General features: G+C 42.1%; 19 protein-coding genes. 11 read left to right on the forward strand and 8 right to left on the reverse strand.

Annotation, left to right across the window (positions count from 1 at the left end):
- The 3 genes from hutG to AC3E9V_RS04010 are packed head-to-tail and all read left to right on the forward strand — an operon-like array spanning position 1 to position 1,691.
- On the forward strand, positions 1–969 hold the full coding sequence (hutG, locus tag AC3E9V_RS04000) for a formimidoylglutamase (protein ID WP_488751899.1): 969 nt from the start codon (positions 1–3) through the stop codon (positions 967–969).
- Between the two features lie 34 nt (positions 970–1,003).
- Positions 1,004–1,204, forward strand: a complete 201-nt coding sequence (locus tag AC3E9V_RS04005) for a hypothetical protein (protein ID WP_488751900.1) — start codon at positions 1,004–1,006, stop codon at positions 1,202–1,204.
- Positions 1,194–1,691: a hypothetical protein gene (locus AC3E9V_RS04010; RefSeq protein WP_488751901.1), complete on the forward strand. Its 498-nt coding sequence runs from the start codon at positions 1,194–1,196 to the stop codon at positions 1,689–1,691. Before AC3E9V_RS04005 ends, AC3E9V_RS04010 begins: the two co-directional genes overlap by 11 nt.
- Before the next feature lie 113 nt (positions 1,692–1,804).
- On the opposite strand, the gene AC3E9V_RS04015 is transcribed toward AC3E9V_RS04010, so the two are convergent.
- Together AC3E9V_RS04015 and AC3E9V_RS04020 are read right to left on the reverse strand one after the other, a co-directional pair.
- Positions 1,805–2,296, reverse strand: coding sequence for a hypothetical protein (locus AC3E9V_RS04015; RefSeq protein WP_488751902.1), 492 nt, complete (start codon positions 2,294–2,296; stop codon positions 1,805–1,807).
- 266 nt (positions 2,297–2,562) lie between these two features.
- Positions 2,563–2,952 carry a RidA family protein gene (locus tag AC3E9V_RS04020; protein WP_488751903.1) on the reverse strand — a complete coding sequence of 130 codons (390 nt, stop codon included), beginning with the start codon at positions 2,950–2,952 and terminating at the stop codon, positions 2,563–2,565.
- A 108-nt stretch (positions 2,953–3,060) separates the two neighbouring features.
- Here AC3E9V_RS04020 and AC3E9V_RS04025 point away from each other — a divergent pair, with 108 nt between their 5' ends.
- The 3 genes from AC3E9V_RS04025 to AC3E9V_RS04035 all read left to right on the forward strand — a co-directional run bounded on the left by AC3E9V_RS04025 (position 3,061) and on the right by AC3E9V_RS04035 (position 7,337).
- Positions 3,061–4,785: an alanine/glycine:cation symporter family protein gene (locus AC3E9V_RS04025; RefSeq protein ID WP_488751904.1), complete on the forward strand. Its 1,725-nt coding sequence runs from the start codon at positions 3,061–3,063 to the stop codon at positions 4,783–4,785.
- Positions 4,786–4,940: 155 nt separating this feature from the next.
- Complete coding sequence (locus AC3E9V_RS04030; RefSeq protein WP_488751905.1) at positions 4,941–6,416, forward strand: M28 family peptidase; 1,476 nt, start codon at positions 4,941–4,943, stop codon at positions 6,414–6,416.
- A gap of 420 nt (positions 6,417–6,836) precedes the next feature.
- Entirely contained in the window at positions 6,837–7,337 is a 501-nt protein-coding gene (locus AC3E9V_RS04035) for a hypothetical protein (RefSeq protein WP_488751906.1), read from the forward strand.
- A 19-nt stretch (positions 7,338–7,356) separates the two neighbouring features.
- Here AC3E9V_RS04035 and AC3E9V_RS04040 read toward each other — a convergent pair whose 3' ends face one another.
- The 5 genes from AC3E9V_RS04040 to AC3E9V_RS04060 form a co-directional block, all read right to left on the reverse strand.
- Positions 7,357–7,989 carry a peptidylprolyl isomerase gene (locus AC3E9V_RS04040; RefSeq protein WP_488751907.1) on the reverse strand — a complete coding sequence of 211 codons (633 nt, stop codon included), beginning with the start codon at positions 7,987–7,989 and terminating at the stop codon, positions 7,357–7,359.
- A 34-nt stretch (positions 7,990–8,023) separates the two neighbouring features.
- The gene (locus tag AC3E9V_RS04045) at positions 8,024–8,371 is read right to left on the reverse strand and encodes a bleomycin resistance protein (RefSeq protein ID WP_488751908.1); all 348 of its coding nucleotides are present in this window, start codon (positions 8,369–8,371) and stop codon (positions 8,024–8,026) included.
- Between the two features lie 71 nt (positions 8,372–8,442).
- A complete protein-coding gene (locus AC3E9V_RS04050; RefSeq protein ID WP_488751909.1) occupies positions 8,443–9,060 on the reverse strand; it encodes a GDSL-type esterase/lipase family protein in 618 nt (205 codons plus the stop codon).
- Positions 9,060–11,003 carry a cyclic nucleotide-binding domain-containing protein gene (locus tag AC3E9V_RS04055; RefSeq protein WP_488751910.1) on the reverse strand — a complete coding sequence of 648 codons (1,944 nt, stop codon included), beginning with the start codon at positions 11,001–11,003 and terminating at the stop codon, positions 9,060–9,062. The genes AC3E9V_RS04050 and AC3E9V_RS04055 overlap by 1 nt, the downstream gene beginning before the upstream one ends.
- Before the next feature lie 374 nt (positions 11,004–11,377).
- Entirely contained in the window at positions 11,378–11,854 is a 477-nt protein-coding gene (locus AC3E9V_RS04060) for a hypothetical protein (RefSeq protein ID WP_488751911.1), read from the reverse strand.
- 520 nt (positions 11,855–12,374) lie between these two features.
- Here AC3E9V_RS04060 and AC3E9V_RS04065 point away from each other — a divergent pair.
- Positions 12,375–15,200 (forward strand): CHAT domain-containing protein, encoded by a 2,826-nt coding sequence (locus AC3E9V_RS04065; protein ID WP_488751912.1) that lies wholly within the window; start codon positions 12,375–12,377, stop codon positions 15,198–15,200.
- A 603-nt stretch (positions 15,201–15,803) separates the two neighbouring features.
- Here AC3E9V_RS04065 and AC3E9V_RS04070 read toward each other — a convergent pair.
- Positions 15,804–16,978 (reverse strand): IS3 family transposase gene (locus AC3E9V_RS04070; protein ID WP_488751913.1). Its coding sequence is split into 2 segments (ribosomal slippage): positions 15,804–16,723 and positions 16,723–16,978, totalling 1,176 coding nucleotides; the frame shifts between segments, so codons are not numbered across the junction.
- Positions 16,979–17,119: 141 nt separating this feature from the next.
- Between AC3E9V_RS04070 and AC3E9V_RS04075 the strand changes: the two genes are divergently transcribed.
- The 4 genes from AC3E9V_RS04075 (at position 17,120) to AC3E9V_RS04090 (ending at position 20,515) form a co-directional block, all read left to right on the forward strand.
- A complete protein-coding gene (locus tag AC3E9V_RS04075; RefSeq protein ID WP_488751914.1) occupies positions 17,120–17,692 on the forward strand; it encodes a GGDEF domain-containing protein in 573 nt (190 codons plus the stop codon).
- A 4-nt stretch (positions 17,693–17,696) separates the two neighbouring features.
- The gene (locus AC3E9V_RS04080) at positions 17,697–18,590 is read left to right on the forward strand and encodes a nucleotidyltransferase domain-containing protein (protein ID WP_488751915.1); all 894 of its coding nucleotides are present in this window, start codon (positions 17,697–17,699) and stop codon (positions 18,588–18,590) included.
- A gap of 3 nt (positions 18,591–18,593) precedes the next feature.
- On the forward strand, positions 18,594–19,184 hold the full coding sequence (locus AC3E9V_RS04085; RefSeq protein WP_488751916.1) for a Cap15 family cyclic dinucleotide receptor domain-containing protein: 591 nt from the start codon (positions 18,594–18,596) through the stop codon (positions 19,182–19,184).
- Between the two features lie 269 nt (positions 19,185–19,453).
- On the forward strand, positions 19,454–20,515 hold the full coding sequence (locus AC3E9V_RS04090) for a hypothetical protein (protein ID WP_488751917.1): 1,062 nt from the start codon (positions 19,454–19,456) through the stop codon (positions 20,513–20,515).
- Positions 20,516–20,656 lie beyond the last annotated feature (141 nt).

A 20,656-nucleotide genomic window follows, 5' to 3' on the forward strand; every position in this document is an offset into this window, starting at 1 on the left:
ATGTATCAGTCACCCGACCAGGCAGTATGGAAAGGAAGAAATGATCCGGAGCAAACAAAGTTGGATTATTTGTGGCATCACATAATCCGAACCCTGGATTTAAAGGATACGATTGCTGTGTCGGAGCAGGCTGACATTGCATTTCTGGGGTTTGTCTCAGATGAAGGGGTAAGAAGAAATAAGGGCAGAGTGGGGGCTAAAGACGGACCGGATGCTCTGAGGGCTGCTATGTCCAACCTCGCAGTTCACTTTGACCTGGAGAAGCACAGGCTTTTCGATGCTGGAAATGTGGTTACCAGTCAGGGGAGACTGGAAGATGCCCAGCGTGAATTGGCTGTGAAAGTACAACTGCTGCTGGATCAAGGATATTTTCCCATCCTACTGGGTGGTGGACATGAGATTGCATATGGACACCATAAAGGTATTCATAATCACCTGGAGGGAAAAGGGTCTATTGGGATCATCAATTTTGATGCGCATTTTGACTTGAGGAATTATACTCAGGGAGCTCACTCCGGCTCGCCGTTCAGGCAGATCCTGGATGAATGCCAGAGCCAGGGAGAGGGCTTTCATTATTTACCCTTCGGGATCAATGAAACTTCTAATACCCGCGCCTTATTTAATATAATGAATAAGCATCACCAAAATTATGTGTTGCAGGAAGACCTCAGGTTTGATACTATATCACTCATGAGGGAGCGTATAGAATCATTTGTTCACAAGGTAGATCACATCTATGTGACACTGGACCTGGATGTCATCTCTGGTGCATTTGCGCCGGGCGTAAGTGCACCTGCGCCCATTGGTGTTTTGCCTCAGTTGATCCGTGAGTTGATGCACCATGTTTTGCAATCAGGAAAAGTCATCAGCCTGGACGTTGCAGAACTCAACCCGACTTATGATGATGGGCGGACAGCTAAGCTGGCTGCATCGTTTGTTTATCAAACAGTGATGTCCTTTTTCAGTTAAGGGAGTTATTTCAAAAAAGAAGTAATTTTAAGTGATGAATAATCGCACAATTAGTTACATAGATGAGAATGAAGACCCATTGGAGTGTGAAGTAGAAATGGCACTCAAAAATTCAATGGAAGAGAATTTCAGGACCTATTGTGATTTGATTGCTTCTCTCTGTGCTATGTCAAATATTGATGTAACGGATCCCCTTGTGGATAAGACCATTTATTATTTGGAGGATGAGTATTGAGAATAATCAGTTTCCCAAAAACTTCCGAGAATTCATCCATGAACTCAATAATAATGAAGTAGAATACATGGTGATCGGAGGCTACGCGATGGGTGCCTATGGACATTTTCGGGGGACAAATGACCTTGATATATTTATACATGCTACCAGAGAAAATGCAAAAAAAATGATTTCTGCTTGTGTTAGTTATGGAATACCTGAAGACAGCCTGAATGAAGAAATGTTTATCATTCAAAAAATGGTAGGAATAGGCTCTCCTCCATTAAGAATCGAAGTTTTGAAGAAATTAGACGCTGTTGATTTTATTTATGCGTATCAAAGAGTTAATAAAAAGGCAGTTGATGGACTTGCTATTAATATTGTGAGCCTTGAAGACCTGTATTTATTAAAAAAAGCCGCTGTAAAAGGGCGTAAAAAATCAAGAGATTCAGAAGACGTCAGCTTCTTAGAAAAACTTAAAGCTAAGTTAGGGAAAAGAAAAAAATGAACGTCCTTTCGCAAGACGAGGAGCTTTTGCCGACCAGGCAGGCTGCGTCTTTATTTATCAGGTGATCAAACATACATGCAGGTTTTAAGATCCACCTGCATGCATTAAGAATTTTATTCGCAAACAGAAACAGTGAAGTTTCCATTGATGTAATCATCATCTGAACGGGCATCTATCTTTCCTGAAACGGTAGTTTCAGTGATAGAAGTAATCTCAACTGCTCCTTCAGAAGCAATGATGTTTAATGTGGTTTCCGGATTAAAAAGGGTAACCGTTTGACTATCCTCAAATGAGTTCAGGTCCAAAGATAGTTCCACAAGTCCAACTTCATTTTGAATGGTGAAGAAAGCACTAACATGATCTCCGAAACCGAAAATGTCGCATGCGGATTCTGTTTCCATATCACTAAGAAGTTCTATGGAGATTTGGTCATTAGAGACAGAAAAAGTTCCTTCGCCAAAAACAAAAGCTTCACCGTCAATCATTCCCTGCAGGTTCTGATCTTTAAATTCATAGGACGGTCCACTTTCTTCGTCTTTTGAACAAGAAGTGGTAAAAATTAGAGCGATTAAAAATAAAGGGATAATTAGCTGTGATAGTTTCATTAAATGTAATTTAAAATTAAAAAAATCCAAATTAATCACTTCTTTCTAAGAATAAAAGCATTATTCAAGTAAGTTAATCCTACTCTGTCAAGTTTGCGACAAGCAGCAAGGAGTATGGGTTTGATAAATTTTTCTATAACCCCCATCGCCCCCTTTGCAAGAAAAGGGGGAATATTTGTATCAAACCCATACTCCATTATGATCATTCAATATGCTTTAACAAAGTAGGTTTAACCAAATGGTGTTTTGACATGGGAGCTTACTAATCATGGTTGCTCCGTAACGACTGCAGTTACTTCAATCTCCACGGTCAGCCTGCTATCAATCAGACCTGCTACCTGCACCATGGAAGTAGCAGGTTTTATTTCACCAAAAACCTCACCATGAGCTCTGCCTATATCCTCCCATTTGCTGATGTCTGTGACAAACATACGGGTACGTATCACATCATTCAGGTTAGCTCCGGCCTCACGGAGTACTTTCTCTATTTTTTGCAGAATGATCTTCGTTTCTTCATAAGGGTTATCAGCCAGGACTTTGTCACCATCTACAGCTACTGTTCCTGATACCTCTATGGTATTTCCGATCCTGACTGCTCTGCTATAACCAACAATATCTTCCCACCTGGCCCCTGAGGAGATGTTTTTTCTTTTCATTTTGATAAATATTGGGTGAATACGCTCAAAGGTACCTGAGAATCACCTGCGATTGATCAGAATGGTTATTTTTGTCGGATTATAAACACAACCCAACACTAAATTTTTATGCTTGAAGTCAATGAATTTCTAAAACTCATCGATAGTTTTATTGGCAGTGCGCCCTGGTTCCCGTATGCACTTCTGGGCACCGGACTCTTCTTTACGATTTACTTAAAATTTCCCCAGATCCGGTTTTTTCGCCATGCGTTAAGGATAGTTACCGGTAAATATGATCGAGAGGACCTACCGGGTGACACGTCTCACTTTCAGGCCCTGGCAACGGCACTTTCAGGTACCGTGGGAACGGGTAATATAGCCGGAGTAGCTTTCGCCGTTCACTTAGGCGGTCCGGCAGCTCTGTTCTGGATGCTGGTGACTGCCGCCTTTGGTATGTGTACCAAGTTTGTGGAGGTTTCACTCTCACATAAGTACCGTACGAAGCTGGAAGACGGTACCATGGCCGGAGGACCTATGTATTACATGCGAAATGCAAACTTTAAGCTTGGAGGTAAAAAAGTAAATCTCAAATGGCTGGCGGCAATTTTCGCTGTAGCTACCGTGCTTTCCTCTTTTGGTACAGGCAGTCTGCCGCAGATCAATAGCATTTCCAGTACCATGCTGGCCACCTTTGGGCTGAACCAGGTGATCACAGGAGCTGTGCTGGCTGTTCTTCTTGGCCTTGTGATCATTGGTGGAATTAAGCGAATCGCAGCAGTTACTTCCAAGCTGGTGCCTGGCATGGCAATCATTTATTTCATTGGAGCATTTGCAGTGATCTTTTTTAATTATGAGAACATCATACCATCCATAGCGGCTATTTTCGGTGATATTTTTACGGGTTCAGCTGCGACGGGAGGCTTTATCGGCGCTAACCTGGCATTTGCTTTTAACCGTGGTGTAAACCGTGGGTTGTTTTCCAATGAAGCCGGCCAGGGGTCTGCACCTATCGCTCACGCTTCCGCAAAAGCGAACGAACCGCTTTCTGAAGGGATGGTAGCAATCCTGGAGCCATTCATTGATACCATCATTATCTGTACCGTTACCGGGTTGGTGCTGTTGTCTTCCGGGGTGTGGGCAGAAAAGCATGTCAACCAGTTTGAGTATTCTGAAATAGAGATCCTGCAAAATCAGTATGTTGAGAGCAATCCGGAACATAAAGAACGGATATATCAGCATCTGAATAATATCGAGCGGGAAGCGACCTTTACCGGAACACTGAATGTGGTGGATGGTAAGATCCAAAATGATGATATTACTTTCATACATGCCCGAAGCTTTGCCGATGACATCATGGTCTATAAAAATGAAGGCCTTTTGACGGATGAAGTTTTCTCCGGATACATCAAAGTAGGAAATGGGACGATTGTCGATGAGCGGCCACTGAAATTTATCGGGAGATCGCTGGTCCATAGCGCCCCACTCACAGCTTTAGCTTTTAACAAGGGCTTCTTTGGCGAATACGGTCAGTACATTGTTTCTATAGGCCTATTGTTGTTTGCCTTTAGTACGGCGATCAGCTGGTCCTATTACGGAGACCGGGCCATGACCTACCTGTTTGGTGCAAAATCCGTGATCTACTACCGGATCGTTTACGTGGTGGCGTTTTTCTTTGCTGCGTTCCAGGATACTACGATCATCTGGACCCTTTCAGCGATTACCATTGCTCTGATGACCCTTCCTAACCTGGTGGGTATTCTTTGGCTGAGAAAGGATATGAAAAAGACCATCGGCGAATACGGAGATTTCTTTGATGAGAACTTCCCCGGAATGAAGCGACCAAAATTTAAATAAAAAATCAAGCAAAATTTGTAAAGGCTCCTGGTGAAGATCAGGGGCCTTTTTGTTTTCTGATTCACCTTCAACAACAAAAATCCGCCGATCAAAAAATCCTGATTTCTCAAATCGGATGTTTTGAATACATTCGTCAAATAGAAATGAACTAACACATGAAAAATAAGAACCTGGTTGCCATAATGTTGCTGCTTGTTTTCTGGACGGCTACTGCTCAGAAAGCAGTGAAATCCATTGATGAAAGTGTAAAAAAATCTGAGATCAAGTCTCATATTTATTTCATGGCCTCAGATGAGCTACGAGGCAGAAATACGGGGACCATCGAAAACGAAATTGCAACGCGATACATTGCGGAGCGGTTCCGGTCTTACGGTGTAAAAATGGCGCCTGGCATGGACAGCTATTTTCAACCTGTTTCCCTGGTGAAAGAAGTGAGTCCGCAGGCTGCTACTCTGACTGTAGGTGAACGTGAGTTTGAGCTGGGTGAGGATATGGTTTTTTACACTTCAAGCAATGGAACGTTTACCGGAGAGGTGATCTACGTAGGCTATGGCTTGGAGGAGGATCTGGAAGGTCTGGATCTGGAAGGCAAAATGGTGGTCGCAAAAGTGGGCAATGGAAATCCCGAGGAGCGGCTGACTCCCTACACCATTCAAAAGCAACAGCTGGTAGAAAAAGCAGGTGGCGTGGGGCTGATCGAACTCTTTAAGCCTGGGAGGTACCCCTGGAGGCTGATCAAATATTATTTCTCAGGTGAGAAGTACCGGCTTGACCAGGGCGAAGGTGAAGGAAAATCGACCTTCCCATCTGCATGGCTGCTGGATGAAAGTGAGCTGCTGGCATTTTTTGAAGAAAATCAGGGTACAGAAGCCACGATGACCATCAAAGGGCAGGCGAATAACTCCATCAAAGTGCCCAACGTGGTTGGTTATATTGAAGGAACAGATCCGGAATTGAAAGATGAGTATGTGATGATCTCGGCGCATCTGGATCATGTGGGCGTAAGTCAGGTAGAGGGTGACTCTATCTGGAATGGCGCTCGTGACAATGGAATAGGCATTGGTAACATGCTGACTGCAGCGGAATACCTTGCCAAAAACCCTCCGAAAAGATCAGTGGCTTTCCTTGCCTGTAATGCTGAAGAAAAGGGTCTGTTGGGTAGCCGATGGTATGCAGAGCACCCGATCTTCCCGCTTGAGAAAACGGTCTTTGATCTAAATACGGATACCGGAGGCTACAATGACACTTCTAAAGTAACCGTAGTAGGTTTTCACCGAACTTCGGTGACGCCACTTTTTACACAGGCTGCAGAGGCTTTTGGCCTGACAGCCATTGATGATCCGCTTCCGGAAGAAAACTATTACGACCGGTCGGATAATGTGAGCTTTGCTGCGAAAGGTGTGCCGTCCGTATCCTTTGATCCGGGCTATACCGAGATGAATGAAGAGATCACCAAGTACTATCATCAGCCTGCGGATGAGGCCAATACGCTGGATTATGATTATCTTACGAAGTATTCCAAATCCTTCATCTATGCGGTGACCCTCATTGGGAATCGTACAGATGAGATCTTCTGGACAGAAGGGGATAAATATGAGGAGGCTGGTAAGAAGCTTTACGGAATCCAATAGACACGACTAAAACATCACTTTCCGATAACCTAAAGCCATCCTTGCACTTGTTGTGAGGGTGGCTTTGTTTTGACCTCATCCTTTCCAAAGGAATCCCCTCGGGAAAATCCTTCTCCCAGGGGAGAAGGACTTCATAAAGTCCAACGATCAACTGTCGGGTATAACCCCCTGTCTCCCCCTTTGTTAAGGGGGAATTCTCCGATTGAAGGTTATAGAGTTAATATTTCATTTCTCCCCTGATCAGAGCTAGTCTGTGCAAATGTCTTTAAGAGAGCCATTTCAGATCCTGTAAGGCTCTCTTTCTAATTTTTTCATTGTGTTGTATGAGAGGTTTTTGTAGCTTGGACAGACAAAAAGCATTTCTTCACCATGAAGCATAATGTTTTAATTCTATGTGTTTTTCTAAGCTCCTGCATTGTAATGAACCGGGGAAAAAACTTCGAACTGGAAAATCGACTCTATCCAGTATTCAAAAACGGTGAATTTTCCCAGAAAGCAATAATATTTAAAGATTCTACTATTTATGCCAGACATTGGAGTGATGGCCCACCATTTCTATCCAGAGTACACAAAGTTTCTAACTGGAAGCGCATCAATGATTCAACCATAGTCATTTACAACAAAGAGGACAATCCATATCTGTTTGAAGTTGATTCTCTGTTATATATCAGTGATTTAGGTGATTATCAATTATTAATTCCTGACAGGAATATGGATCCGTATTTATTTACCTTAAAAGCTGAAGTGTTAAAAATATTTCAAGAAAACCCATTCAAGCTAGACTCAACACAACATATACTCCTTCTTGCAGATTCAGTCCACAGATACAAACAACTAAAACATGAGCATTGTGAAAGACTTATCAGGCCATTCTTAAATCGACTTAACCCATTGGGAATTTATAGGGGAGAATGGTTCTAAAGTTTTCTCACAGGACTATTTACTCCTTCAGTAAATAAGCCTCTTTGATATAATCCAGCTCCGGATAGTTTCTTTTCAGATAATCATTTCCTTTGGCGTAGATAGAGTCCTGATGCATGGCAGGTTCGCCACCGTACTCATCATAGAATGATCCCACCACATCCATTCCGTCCGTTACCTCAGCTACTACAGGAAAGCCTTTCACACCGCTGTAGTCCGTTTCATCCAGGTAGGGGCTGTTGCTTTTCAGGTTGATGAATATTTGTGTGCTGCGGGTTTGTGGTCCTCCACGTGCGAAAGAGATCGTAGCTTTTTCGTTTTTCTTCACTACAGGCTCATCGGCTACTTTATGTGCTCTCCAGGCGGCGTTGGCAGCACTGTCAGCATGGATGCCAAATTGTACCACAAAATCGGGAACCACCCTGAACAGAGCTATGTCGGTGTAAAAACCATGTTTGATCAGCTGGTAGAGCCGGTCTACTCCTTCGGGAGACCATTCCCGTTCTGCATAAATATCGAAGCTGCCTTTTGTGGTTTCAAAGCGGGCTTTGAAGGATTCGGGAGCCGACTCTTCCAACCATTTGGTTTTGAAAGTTTTTTGGCTACACGCCAGGGTGATCATTCCCAGAAGGAGTAATGCGATTTTTTTCATGCCGGAAAATTAAATCATCATGGGAATATTGCAATCAGATCCGCTGGCCAAATTTGATCATGTTGCCATGTAGGTCCAGAATGGCAAACTCTCGCATTCCCCAGGGTTGACCCTGTAACGGTCCGTTAGGGTGTACCACACCTGCTTCCTTCATTTCCTCGTATAATTGGTCCACTTCCTTTACTTCTACATAGCAACTGGTGTTTTTTGGAAAAATCCTTTTCTTTGTTTTCCAGAAATGTATTGCTATTTGATCTCTGACTACTATCCCATAATCCGGATCGCCGTAGGTTTGTTTAAACCCAAGTTTGTTAGTATAAAAATCCAGTGTGGCTTTCATATCCAGGGAAGCCAATACCGGACAAGCTTTTGTTAAAGACATTTTTACTTAAAAGTTAATGCATTTGACTGGGCTTTGCAGACGAGTGGTGGTCGGGAGTTATTACCGACTGATTAAATCCCAAAATGCTTCCTCAGCACTCCTTTCCAGATCTTGTAGCCTTTTTCATTCATGTGCAGCTGATCTTCCAGGTAAAGCTCAGGGCGGGCTTCACCGTTTTCGTCGAGCATCGAGTCAAAAATGTTGATGAGGCTGGCCTTATGCATAGTCAGCAACTCTTTCCGGATCAGGTTGTTGGTCAGCCGTATTTCGGGCTGTAGATAAGTTCGTTCAGGACTTGGTTTGATGGTAATAAAATCTACCGGGATTTCAGGAAAGTTAGACCGGACGAGGTTTACCAGTATTCCGAACTTTTTAAGCACTTTCTCGGGTGGGATGCCCTTACCCAGGTCATTATCACCCACATAGATCACCAGGTGAGACGGCTTCACTTTTGAAAAAAGCCTGTCAAAGTAGTAAATGCACCAGGAGAAGGAAGAGCCGCCAAAGCCGAGATTAAGGACATTGAGAGGGTGGAGGTCTTCTTCCAGCGTTTCCCACAAGCGGATGGAAGAGCTCCCGTAAAAAACCACAAGTTGTTCTTTATTCTGATGGTCCTGGATCCTTGCTTCCAGAGCCTTTATTTCACTTTCAAATTGGTTGATATCCAGTATTTCTTCGTCTTCTTCCATTACAAATTCTTACCAGAGCCCAGTTTTACAGCCTGATCAACATAGCTCTTAAATTTCTTTTGGTAATCTTTTAAAAAGGATTTCATTGCTTTTTTATCCTTTGGATCGCTAAGATAGTCAGAGACCTTAAAAGGGGGCAAAATGATACACGAAAACCGGTTATTTCGGACTCTTTTATCAAAATTAGCCAGAGCCACCGGCACGATGAGCGGCTTTTCTTTCAGTCCCAGCGCCAACCGGAATGCGCCCGGCTTAAAAGGTCCCGGAGATTCTTCCGTACTATAGGAAGTACCCTCGGGGCTGATGATCATATTTTTTCCTTCCGAGAGATGCCTGCTCGCTTTCTCATAAAAGGCCCGGCGCTGTTCCTCCCGGTATTCCGGCGTGTAGGCAGATGGGTCAGATTCATTGGTATACACATCAATGTGTCCCAGACGCTGGTAGTACTCCTGGTGGGCGTACTCAGCCCCTCTGCTGATACGAACGATCCGAATGCCAGGATCTCTGTATTTTCTATGCAGGATGAGTGAGCTTATAAAATGTGAATCAAGCGTAAGCTGAAACTGGTTGGGAAGCGTGTTGAAAGGATGGTTTCTTAAGTGGTTATAGATAAAAATATGGCCGGGGTTGTCCGGTAGATTTTCCCAGCCTTTGATCTCATAAGGAACGTCTTCAAACAGTTCTGCGTAAGCGTCCGCACTTTTCTGTCTTACCACCTCCGGGGAAACTTCAGGTGGAGATTTTATAACGGTATCATATACCCGAACCAGTCCTGAGTAGAATTTTTGCTCCTTCATGATCTCCTCCAGAATGTCCAGCGAGAGAGCTGAGATATTTTTCTCCAGAGTGGTTCCCACATCTTTGAGCCACTTGAGTGTTTCTATTCCATCACGGATCGTCAGCTTGTTTTCCAGCAGGTGTGGTACTTTATGCAGTGCAGACGTCAACTCCAGGCGCGTGCTGTTTTGCTCGATCAGGTTACTGATAGCAACAATCTCATGGTTGAATTTAGCTGAGATCAAACGGGCTCTTACAGCCTGAAGCTGATGACTGATAAGCCATAGCAGCCGGTAATAGAGCTTAGGTGCAAAAGAAGGTTCCTGTCTGAGTATGGTTTCCAGGCAGTCTTTAGGGATGAAATAAATGACTGATTCCTGCACGGCATGCGCATTGATCAGGTTTGGCTGATCGATTGCCCCTGACCAGCCTACAATAAACCCCGGCGTGTTGATCTGGCGAAAGCTGATGTACTGTTGCTTGTCATCATAATAGCTGAATCTGACTTTGCCCAAAGCCAGAATATAAATGCCATCGGCTCTTGAAGACTGTTCGTAAACAATATCGTTGGTCCGGTACTGTCTGCGCTCTATGCAATGGCTAATATGGGAAAGAGCCCCTTCATCAAAGATTTCGAAGAAGGGAGACCGGCGCAGAAACAGCATCAGGTCTTCTTCCTGGGCTTTATTGATACTCTGATATTCTTCCTGGTGGCCGACATGTTCCGGCTGAGGCAGGCCTGGTGCAAACTCACCCAAAAGATGGATCGCTTCTTTAATGAGATTTCTTGCTTTTGAGCTTATCAGCTTTAAAAAGGCTCCGCATTCTTGCGGGTGCATCCTCAGGTGATCATTAAGCGCTTTATGGTCCCAATGATATGCTTTCATACCGGGTGAAGAAACTTTGACTGTAGTGGTATACCGGTGCGGGAGATTGAAGCCACTCCATCCAATGGGAGTAAATTCATCTTTGCTGTATCCCACTATCAGCTCTTCGCTTTCTCCTTCCATGTTGAGCGAAAAGCTCACTTCGCCTGATATGACCAGGTAAAAATCGGTGGCGCGAGCATATTGCTGCGTAAGGATATGCCCTTCATTGAACTCAACTTTACTGGCTAGTTCAAGAATGGGAGCGATGGTTGATGCTATATGAGTTGCAGCGCTCATTCATAGGTGGTTTTAGCATCATTATGGGTTATTTATTAATTGTTTTACAATTATAAGTTATAAATGTTAAAAAATAAATAACAAAACAGCTTATTTGTTGAATTTTATATATCGACGAACTTGTAAAAGAATGTCAGGGAATGTGAAACATAATCAAAGAAATAGGAGAAGGTACGTCCGTACATTAAATTGAGAGGCATACACGGACACCGATGAAAATGCTTCTGACCATATGGCTTTTTATTATCCTGATCTGCGTTGTAGTTTGAAGTCTACGATGATGGGACCACGGGATCAATCCGAATATTTACGGGTTAACTTGTGAAAATACAAGTCGCTCCACGGAAAGATGGCTTCCTGTAAGATGCTTTGGCTTACAGTGTATCCCTAAAATTCACAGGGCTGCATTGAGCAAACTGCCGGTCAGATTCCAATGGGAATTCATAGTTTACCATAAACTCACTGATCAACTGCTGAAACTCTTGCTTTTGCTCATCGGAGAGGTATGCCTTAAAGTCATAGATGTAATAATCCACGGTGCCATCCTCTGCAAAGTAGATCCGGTTATAACACCGTATCTGCTCGCCCCATCTGAAATTATTTTGGTTGAGATAAGTGCTGAGGTCGTGGATCAGGTCATAGTAAGCTTCTACATAGGCTGTTTCCCTACCTTTAAATGCAGCTGCTATGGAATCAGCGCCGACTGCCGGTGTATACAGACTATCCAGCCTGTTGACATCAATGCCCTGTGTAGCGGCCTCCTGTGCAGACATGACAATCTGGCCTTGTGAAAACTGAACGACAAAAAGAAATAAAAGTGCGGTAAATAATTGTTTTGATTTAAACTTCATAATAAACTAAGGTCTCCTACCAGTGCCTCGCAAAACCTCCCGCACTGTGCTCTCGATTTGTTTTTCGCAGCTGCGAAACTAACAGGTAAATCGTCCCCATAAAAATCCGGGTAACCATTTTTGCCAGCGGTTAAGCTCCCGGAGTAATGATCAGAGATGCCAATACAAAAGCCTCGAAGTTTAAAATGCCTGCCATAATCTGGTTAAGATACAGAAACGGAAACCTTTTGACCCTGATCTGAATAAAATCTTGTAATCAGATAATGAAGTGTCCGCCAAAGGGTGTACGACAATTTTGCAAAAAATGACCGTGGCGTATAAGAGGTTTTCACACAAAAACACCAATATTCCCCTCCCGAAGCTTCGGGAAGAAAAAGGGGTGTAGGGGAATGTTTATATGCAAGTTTGTTTTTGTGTGAAAATTGTTGGGAACATTCAATAATGCAAAACTGTCGTGCCCTCCGCCAAATGATATTCTTAATTCAGTAGATTTGTCAATAGCCTAAAAATGTATTTGTATATGTTCACCAGACTGATTGTTTTTACGGTATTTGCGTTCTTTTTTGGATTTAACACCTACGCCCAATTCGGTAACCTTGGAAAGAAGCTAAAGGAAAAAGCCTCCGAGCTCGTCAAGGAAAAGGTCGTAGAAAAGACCGATGAGAAGCGGGATGAGTATGATACCACTTCGTTTAATTATGCGATAGCTTTTCTGGATAAGTCCGAGTCTTTTGAGAATAAGCAGGAAGGTGAAGGCCTGATCAAAACGGCCAACTTCCTGATGAAGGAAGAGGAGGAAAAAACCGAACGCGAGGAAGCTCGTGACCTGTACGAGTTTGGACGGCTCAACTATGTGAAACGAAGCTATCGGCTCGGTGAGGTTTACCTGTCAGCAGCTTTGGTAGCCTATGAAGTGATGGACGCCACTGATGATCCCGTTTACCTTAAAACTCTTGGGACACTGGGACTGCTATACAGTGATATGGGGCGGTATGAAGGCGCCGGGGAGCTGACTAAAAGAGCTCTGGAAGGCTGGGAGAAAACCCTTGGTCCGGGTAGTGCCGGTTACGCTGCAGAATCCAACAACCTGGCTGTATTGCACTTTAATCAGGGAGCATATAACAAAGCTGAAAAACAACTCAAAGAAGCAATCGAACTGGTGGGTGATGCGGAGGGGAAAGAGTCTGTTCCTTATGCTATTTCGCTCAATAACCTTGGGATCCTCTATCAGTACATGGGGCGCAGCGATGATGCCCTGGACTACCTGGATCAATGTCTGAAAATCGCAGATGCCGAGCTCAGAGAACGGTCCGGCACCTACCTGCAGCTGATGACCAATAAAGCCCTGGTCCTGCAGGAGAATAAGCAGTACGATCAGGCTGAGAAAGTGTATAAGGAGGCGCTCGACCTTCAGACCAGCCGCCTAAAGCTTAACCGAAAATCCGACCCGGATTATGCACACATGCTGAACAACCTTGCTTCCCTGTATATGCTGACCGAAAGAACAGATGAAGCTCAGGAGCTGCTGGAGGAAAGTCTGGAAATCTATAAAAGTAAGTTTGGGGAGCTGCATCCCCTGACAGCCACAGCGCAGGCCGATCTGGGTAATCTATACAGATATAAAGGCGAATATGACAAAGCTTCTACTTTACTGGTTCAGTCATTGTCTACCAGAAAAAATAAGCTGGGAGAACAGCACCCAAACACCGTTCAGTCTATGGAAGACCTGGCTATCGTGAGGTGGAAACAGGGAAATGCCACTGAAGCGAAAGAGCTGTTTGATCAGGTGATGGACTACAGTCTTTCATTCATTAATGAGTTTTTTCCTCCACTCAGCGAAGTGGAAAAAACCAAATATTGGGAAAAGCTCAAACCCAGATTTTTCACCTACTACAATTTCGCTTTTGCGAATGCGAATGAATTTCCGAAGCTGCTGGGAGAAGCAGCTAATTACCGAATGGCCACTAAAGGGCTCTTGTTGAATGCCACCACCAAGATCAAAAACACGATTTTAAACAGTGGTGACCAGGAGCTGGTAGAGCTTTACAATCGGTGGCAGGATCAGAAAAGAACCCTGGCCACTTACTACGGCTTATCCAAAGAAGAGATCAGCGAACAAAAGATCAATGTTGATTCCCTGGAACGTGCTGCTAATCAGTCTGAACGAAAACTTTCGGAGCAGTCTACTGCTTTTGCTGAAGCGTTTGTCTCAAAATCTCGTGATTACAATGAAATAATCAATGCTCTTGCACCCGATGAGGCTGTCGTAGAGTTGGTCCAGTATCCCAGGTTTGAAAATGCTTTGACCGATCAGACCAACTATGCAGCGCTTATCTTCAGGCAGAATGCTCCGATAGAAGTGGTGGTCATTGAGGATGGGAGATCACTTGACACCAAGTTTTATGCGCTATACAAAAACCTGATCAAGCAAAAGGTAGCGGATAATTACTCCTATGAAAAGTTCTGGAAGCCCGTTCAGGATAAGCTGAGTGGAGTGAATACCGTTTACTTCTCTCCCGATGGAGTTTACAATCAGATCAATCTGAATACCCTGAAGCAGCCTGATGGAACGTACCTGGTAGAAATTACCAATATTCATGTGATCGGTAATCCGCTGGATCTTACTGATAAACCTGAGGATGGAGCCGGAAAGAAAAGTGCATTTCTTCTTGGTTTCCCTGATTATGGGACTTCTGAGATTGTTCCTCTGCCAGGTACCAAAAAGGAGATCGAGCAGATCACTGCGGCTTTGAGCGGAAGCCAATATCAGCTGATGCAATACCTGCAGAAGGATGCCACCGAAAGGGCTATTAAAAAAGTAGAAAACCCAAAGCTGGTGCACATTGCCACACATGGGTATTTCCTGGAAGATGTCCAGTCCACCGGCCATGTGTTTGGAGTACAGATCGAGTATGCCAGGAATAACCCATTGCTACGGTCCGGACTGATGCTGGCTGGTGCCAGTCGGGCAGTGAGTGAGTATTCCGGTCAGTCCTTTGATCAGGATGATAATGGGATACTGACGGCCTACGAAGCGATGAACCTCTCCCTCAATAAGACGGACCTTGTGGTATTGTCTGCGTGTGAGACCGGGGTGGGAGATGTGAAATCCGGAGAGGGAGTTTACGGACTTCAGCGAGCTTTCAGAGTAGCAGGGGCTAATAAGCTTGTTATGAGTCTCTGGAAGGTGGATGACAGTGCCACACAGCAGCTGATGAGCAGCTTCTATGACCTGTGGGTAAACAAAAAGATGGCTCCCGAAAAAGCCTTTCGCCAGGCCCAGCTCAATCTGATGAAGACATACAGTGAGCCTTACTACTGGGGGGCTTTTGTGATGGTGGAGTAGGACCTAAAGCGAAAACGCCAGTCCCAGTTTGAGCTGATAGATTTTTGGGCCAAATGCAGACCTGGTTGTGGTGTCTTATTCCTCTCAGAGTCTCCGAAGGGACTCTGAGACAACTAAAAAACACTGACCTTTCATTTCTCCTTCCTCTGTATTTGCTTCATGTTCTGAGAAATATAAATGCAACGATCCAGCCGGGATTTATTTCACAACTCTGATTATAGTGAACTACTGGTCTGAGTATGGAAGGGATAGATACGAACGCGTTACAAACGCGCTCGAACGGGGTTAATATATCTATTTAACAAATTGAAGAAATGAAACATGCCCTAACATTTTGCTATCAGTCATGGGGTGTCAGTGGGTTCGGAGAGTTTTAAGCTATTGGAAATTTCAGTGCAATCTTTAACTTTAGAAGATATAAATCCCCACGCCTGATAGCGTGGCGTTAGGCAACATTTGAATGCCAATGAAATATTTAAAAGATTCTTTTACCAAATTTAAGAAAGATGTACTTTCTAAGGTCTTCTATGACTTGCTGAAATATTTGTTCATTACCTTCATTTTAGTACTAATTGGACTTGCAATAAAAAACTGGACAAATAGTTAAGCGCATTTTGAATAATTGATTTTCCAATATTGTTCCGGAGTTTTATACCCCAGATATGCATGTTTTCTTTTGCGATTGTACCAAATTTCGATGAACTCGAACAACTCTGTTTTTGCTTGCAGAATGCTGTTGAAGTTCGTGTGTTTGACCAATTCAGACTTTAGGGTTTTAAAGAAGTTTTCCGCCACTGCATTATCCCAACAATTGCCCTTCCGGCTCATGCTTTGTATCACTTGATAATGCTTAAGCTTACCTGTGAATGCAGATGAGGCATATTGGATTCCACGATCCGAATGAAAAACTAATTGATGAGGGACAAAAGATCTATTCAGAACTGCCATTTTCCAGGCAGCCAATACCGAATCCTTGGCGGTCATAGTAGTACTTAATGCCCATCCGATTATTTTCCGATCATATAAATCCATAATAATGGTTAAATACATCCATCCTTGACGAGTTGGGATGTAGGTGATATCCGAAACCCATTTCCGGCCAGGTGCTTCTGCTACAAAATCCCGGTCAAGTAAGTTTTCGGCCACTGGCAAGTTGTGCCTGGAATCGGTGGTAAGTATTTTAAACTTCTTGTTGACAATGCTTTTAAGCCCTTCTGAGCGCATGATCCTGGCTACCCTGGGGCGAGAGACTTTCCATCCTCTATCCCTAAGCTCGTCAGTTATTTTGGGGCTGCCGTAACGACCTTTGCTCTGTTGGTAAACCATCTGTACTTCTTCAGTGATCTGTTGATTTTCAAGCTGTCTGCTGGAAGGCTTTCTATTCAACCAATCATAATAACCACTTCTGCTTACATTGAAGACTTTACACATCTTCTCGACACCAAACCTGTGGCGGTGATCCTTCATGAACCGGAATATTTGTTGTCGTTCCTGGAGAAGATGCCTACTGCCTTTTTTAAGATATCCCTTTCCAGTTGGGCCTCTTTCAATTCTTTCTTGAGCTTGGCTATTTCCTTCTGTTCAGCTGTCATGTTTGCATTTCCATGGCCTGAAAAGCTACCACTCTGGTACTGTTCATGTTCACGCTTCCACCGTCTGACAAGCTCCGGTCTGACTCCAAGTTCTTCAGCAACCTCCTTTGTGGATTTATCCCCATAACACAGGTTCACTGCCATTAATTTAAACTCCTTATCGAAGTTTCTTCTTTCTCTTTTCATTATCAGTAAATTTAGCTACCCGAGCTTAACTTACTGTCCGGTCAAATGTAGCAGGTTCAAATCCTTAAATATGTACCTGTTGCTAAGGAAAAAGTTGAGCTAGAAGTTTCAAATTCTATCTGGGTAATATTAATTTATTCTTTGCTTTTAATTGGAATAAGTCTTACCACATCATATCTATTATTCAACAAAAGATTTAAAAAAATACAAGCTGATAGTCGAATAGATGAACTAACAGGGTTGAAAAATTACAAAGCATTGGAGTTGGACATGGATAACTTGGTAAGCAATTGGAACTCAAATGACGAACCGGTATCTCTTATTTTATTAGACATAGATGATTTTAAGAAATTCAATGAAGATAATAGCTATGAAGTAGCAGACAAAATTCTCTCAAAATTGGGCAATTTGTTAACTAAAGACAGCAGAATAACTGATGAAATATATAGGTACTTCATGCGTGGTGATGAATTTTTAATCATTGCTAGAAAGACCTCTATATCCAATGCTCAAATTGCTGCAGAAAGGAAACGAAAATTGATTGCAGATTCAACATTTAATATTGATGGGAAGAACTTTAAGTTTACTGTTAGCTGTGGAGTAACTGAGTATAATAAAGATGAAATAAAATCGGAAGTACTCGAAAGGGTCAATTTGGCATTACAAAGAGCAAAAAAGAAACCCAATAAGAATTGTACAGAAATAATAGTCTAATAATATGGCAAAGTACACTGAAGACCAACTAACAAGTTGGACAAGACCTCCAAGTGATTCAGAACAGACTAAACTTGAAAATTCTGAACGAATGGTTCGAGATGCCATAAACTCTGATGAAAAGTTAAAAAAGAAATCGACTGAAACTTTCGGTCAAGGCTCTTATGCAAACAACACAAATGTTAGACTAAATAGCGATATTGATATAAATGTAAGATACATAGGTGGCTATTATTTCAGCTTACCTCCTGAAGTTACAGAAGAAGATGTAAATATTGCTCACATAGGTTCAAGTGGCTATTCTTATTCTGAGTTTAAAGATGACGTTGAAATAGCATTGGCAAATAAATTCGGAAGAAGTGAAGTTGTTAGAAATGACAAATGCATAACAGTAAAAGCCAATACAAATAGAATCGAAACGGATGTAGTGCCTACTTGGAATTTTAGAAGATATTCTAAAGATGGCAAATATGTGTTAGGTGCAAAGTTTTGGTCAGATAAAGGAAAAGCTACAGTAAACTATCCTAAGCAACACATAGAAAATGGAGGAAACAAAAACTCGAATACCTACCGTAGATTTAAACGTCTTACCCGATTACACCGCAAGTTGAGATATAAAATGATTGATGACGGTGAGAACGTAAGTGATAATATCACCTCTTTTCTTTTGGAGTGCCTTGTTTGGAATGTTCCAAATCGGATTATGAATAACAACGATTCTTGGACAGATAGATTAAGGGAGTCAATAATTTACATTTACGAACAGACCAAGGACGAAGAGACTTGCAAAGAATGGGGAGAAGTTTCTGAATTGCTGTACCTATTTGTCGGTAGGAAGTGGACTTATAAGGATGTAAATTCTTATATGGTTTTATTATGGAATCATTTAGAATTTTAATCTATGGTAACTTATAACATTCGAGTTTTTGCGTTTACGATTTTGGGACTAGCATTTTTGATCTATGGAATAATTTTTCTATCAACGCAAAATTTAGATAGCATTGATTTTAATAAAGCTTTGACTCATATATCTACTACCATTTCGATAGATGTTATTATATGGACATTATTTATTAAATGGGCGTGGAAGTGGAAAATATTTTACCCCTGGCTTGTACCATTCCCAAACCTATCAGGAGAATGGGAAGGAGAACTTAAATCAAATTGGAAAGAGAAGTCACTTGACCCAATCCCAACTGAAATCAAAATCACTCAGACATTTTTCAACATCCAAGTTAAGATTAAAACCAATGAAAGCAGAAGTCATAGTATTGGAGCCTCATTTGATATTGAAAAAGACCGTGGTTTGGAACAATTAATTTACTCATACATAAACACCCCAAAATCAAGTGTGCGGGACAGAAGTGAGATTCATTATGGATCTACTCTGCTGACATTTGAAGGTTTTAAGGTTAACGAAATGGAAGGCCAATATTGGACTGACCGAGAAACCACAGGGGAGATAAAATTGAAAAGAAAACACGTTGCCTAACAAATGTGGCTGTTGCACAACCCCTCAATAGTTGGTAAATACCTAATACTGTTAAGCATTACCTGTCTCTAAGCTTTGTAATCCAGGTTTTCAGATAGGAAAATTTGACCATTTCGGGGGAATTTGAGTTGTGCAACGGGCACAGACGATATAGCACATGCCTCTACTGAGCAACCTGATAGTGAAATGCAAAACAGAAATATTTGCGATATTTGAAAGTCCAGAGGCACGTGCCATATCTGGTCGTTATGCTTAATTGATCTGCACAATTGAAAATATTATTCCTATTTCTAATATTCGCTATAGAAACTGATTCTATTGATTCAGAAGATACGGTCTTGAGTAATCAACTGAACAGTGGATATGACAGTTCTTCGAATATTTATCCTCAGAAAACAGATACAATTTTAATTGCAAATACTGATACGACTTTGAATATCCCTGAAAGCGTAACAGTTGTACTGATTAACCAAGAAGCAGGGCCTTCAATAGACTATTTTAAATACATTTTCCCATTCTTAACCTTACTTCTTGGTATTGGTATCAATAAGCTTTTGGAATATTATTCTAAACAGAAAAAACTGAGATCTATACTAAAGAGATGGATTGCTGAAATCAGGATTTTGGTAAATCCATTAAACAAACAAATTGAAGATCTCGAAAAATTCATTAATGAGGTCAAAGAGGATAGGAATGATATACCGGACATGGGAGTTAACACCATTCTAAAAGGGGAAATATTTAAAACTCTTGATAAGGGTGAGTTCTTGGATGCACTCGAAAAAATAAACAAAATAAAATATCAAGAAGCAGTTAATCTAGCCAATAGAACTCATGGAGTTACTCAAATTCTATCCCATTATTCGGAAATGCTCCAGCATCGATTTGATGATTACATGAACAGAATTGGCGATCTAACTGATGAGCTAAATGAAAATGTCTATAATCTTCAAAAGGCATTTAATCATTACTCCGTTGAGGTAGAAAAATCAATAAAGGGTGACCCAATTCAAGATGAGGCATATTCCAAAATGGGTAATCTAATTTTTGAACACCTATTGACTCCAAGTATTAACGGAGAATCTCACCAGGACATTTTTACACTAGAAAAAGATTTTTTTCTGCCAATGCTAGAAATCCTTGCTCATAAAAGATTAGATGAGCGAACTAGTAACATCCTTGAATTCACGTCAAGTTGTATGAGAATTTTACATAAAATAAGAAGTGAAAAAATAGTAATAAGTGGATCGATAACTCAGATTCAACAAGAATTAAAGTTGCAATCAGAGGAAATTCAAACTGTGATCAATTCGCTTGACAATAGAAAATAAGCATAACAAAATGTATAAGGCATGTGCTTAAGTGCTTTCTACAAACTGCATCTGAACTCGACCGTGAAGTCTGCCGCCGAGATAGTTTTGTGCTGTTTAGAGACTTCCGCTAGCGGGATTTTTTCACTTCAGAACGCAGTG

The organism is Marinoscillum sp. HNIBRBA16962 (genome assembly GCF_057801515.1).

What these genes read in the sequence shown, in the direction of transcription:
- AC3E9V_RS04040 (WP_488751907.1), bottom strand. Translation starts at nt 7,989, where the DNA reads ATGAAAAAAATCGCATTACTCCTTCTGGGAATGATCACCCTGGCGTGT.
- AC3E9V_RS04010 (WP_488751901.1), top strand. Translation starts at nt 1,194, where the DNA reads ATGAGTATTGAGAATAATCAGTTTCCCAAAAACTTCCGAGAATTCATC.
- AC3E9V_RS04080 (WP_488751915.1), top strand. Translation starts at nt 17,697, where the DNA reads ATGGCAAAGTACACTGAAGACCAACTAACAAGTTGGACAAGACCTCCA.
- AC3E9V_RS04045 (WP_488751908.1), bottom strand. Translation starts at nt 8,371, where the DNA reads ATGTCTTTAACAAAAGCTTGTCCGGTATTGGCTTCCCTGGATATGAAA.
- AC3E9V_RS04065 (WP_488751912.1), top strand. Translation starts at nt 12,375, where the DNA reads ATGTTCACCAGACTGATTGTTTTTACGGTATTTGCGTTCTTTTTTGGA.
- AC3E9V_RS04050 (WP_488751909.1), bottom strand. Translation starts at nt 9,060, where the DNA reads ATGGAAGAAGACGAAGAAATACTGGATATCAACCAATTTGAAAGTGAA.
- AC3E9V_RS04030 (WP_488751905.1), top strand. Translation starts at nt 4,941, where the DNA reads ATGAAAAATAAGAACCTGGTTGCCATAATGTTGCTGCTTGTTTTCTGG.
- AC3E9V_RS04035 (WP_488751906.1), top strand. Translation starts at nt 6,837, where the DNA reads ATGAACCGGGGAAAAAACTTCGAACTGGAAAATCGACTCTATCCAGTA.
- AC3E9V_RS04060 (WP_488751911.1), bottom strand. Translation starts at nt 11,854, where the DNA reads ATGAAGTTTAAATCAAAACAATTATTTACCGCACTTTTATTTCTTTTT.
- AC3E9V_RS04085 (WP_488751916.1), top strand. Translation starts at nt 18,594, where the DNA reads ATGGTAACTTATAACATTCGAGTTTTTGCGTTTACGATTTTGGGACTA.
- AC3E9V_RS04025 (WP_488751904.1), top strand. Translation starts at nt 3,061, where the DNA reads ATGCTTGAAGTCAATGAATTTCTAAAACTCATCGATAGTTTTATTGGC.
- AC3E9V_RS04055 (WP_488751910.1), bottom strand. Translation starts at nt 11,003, where the DNA reads ATGAGCGCTGCAACTCATATAGCATCAACCATCGCTCCCATTCTTGAA.
- AC3E9V_RS04005 (WP_488751900.1), top strand. Translation starts at nt 1,004, where the DNA reads ATGAATAATCGCACAATTAGTTACATAGATGAGAATGAAGACCCATTG.
- AC3E9V_RS04020 (WP_488751903.1), bottom strand. Translation starts at nt 2,952, where the DNA reads ATGAAAAGAAAAAACATCTCCTCAGGGGCCAGGTGGGAAGATATTGTT.
- AC3E9V_RS04015 (WP_488751902.1), bottom strand. Translation starts at nt 2,296, where the DNA reads ATGAAACTATCACAGCTAATTATCCCTTTATTTTTAATCGCTCTAATT.
- hutG (WP_488751899.1), top strand. Translation starts at nt 1, where the DNA reads ATGTATCAGTCACCCGACCAGGCAGTATGGAAAGGAAGAAATGATCCG.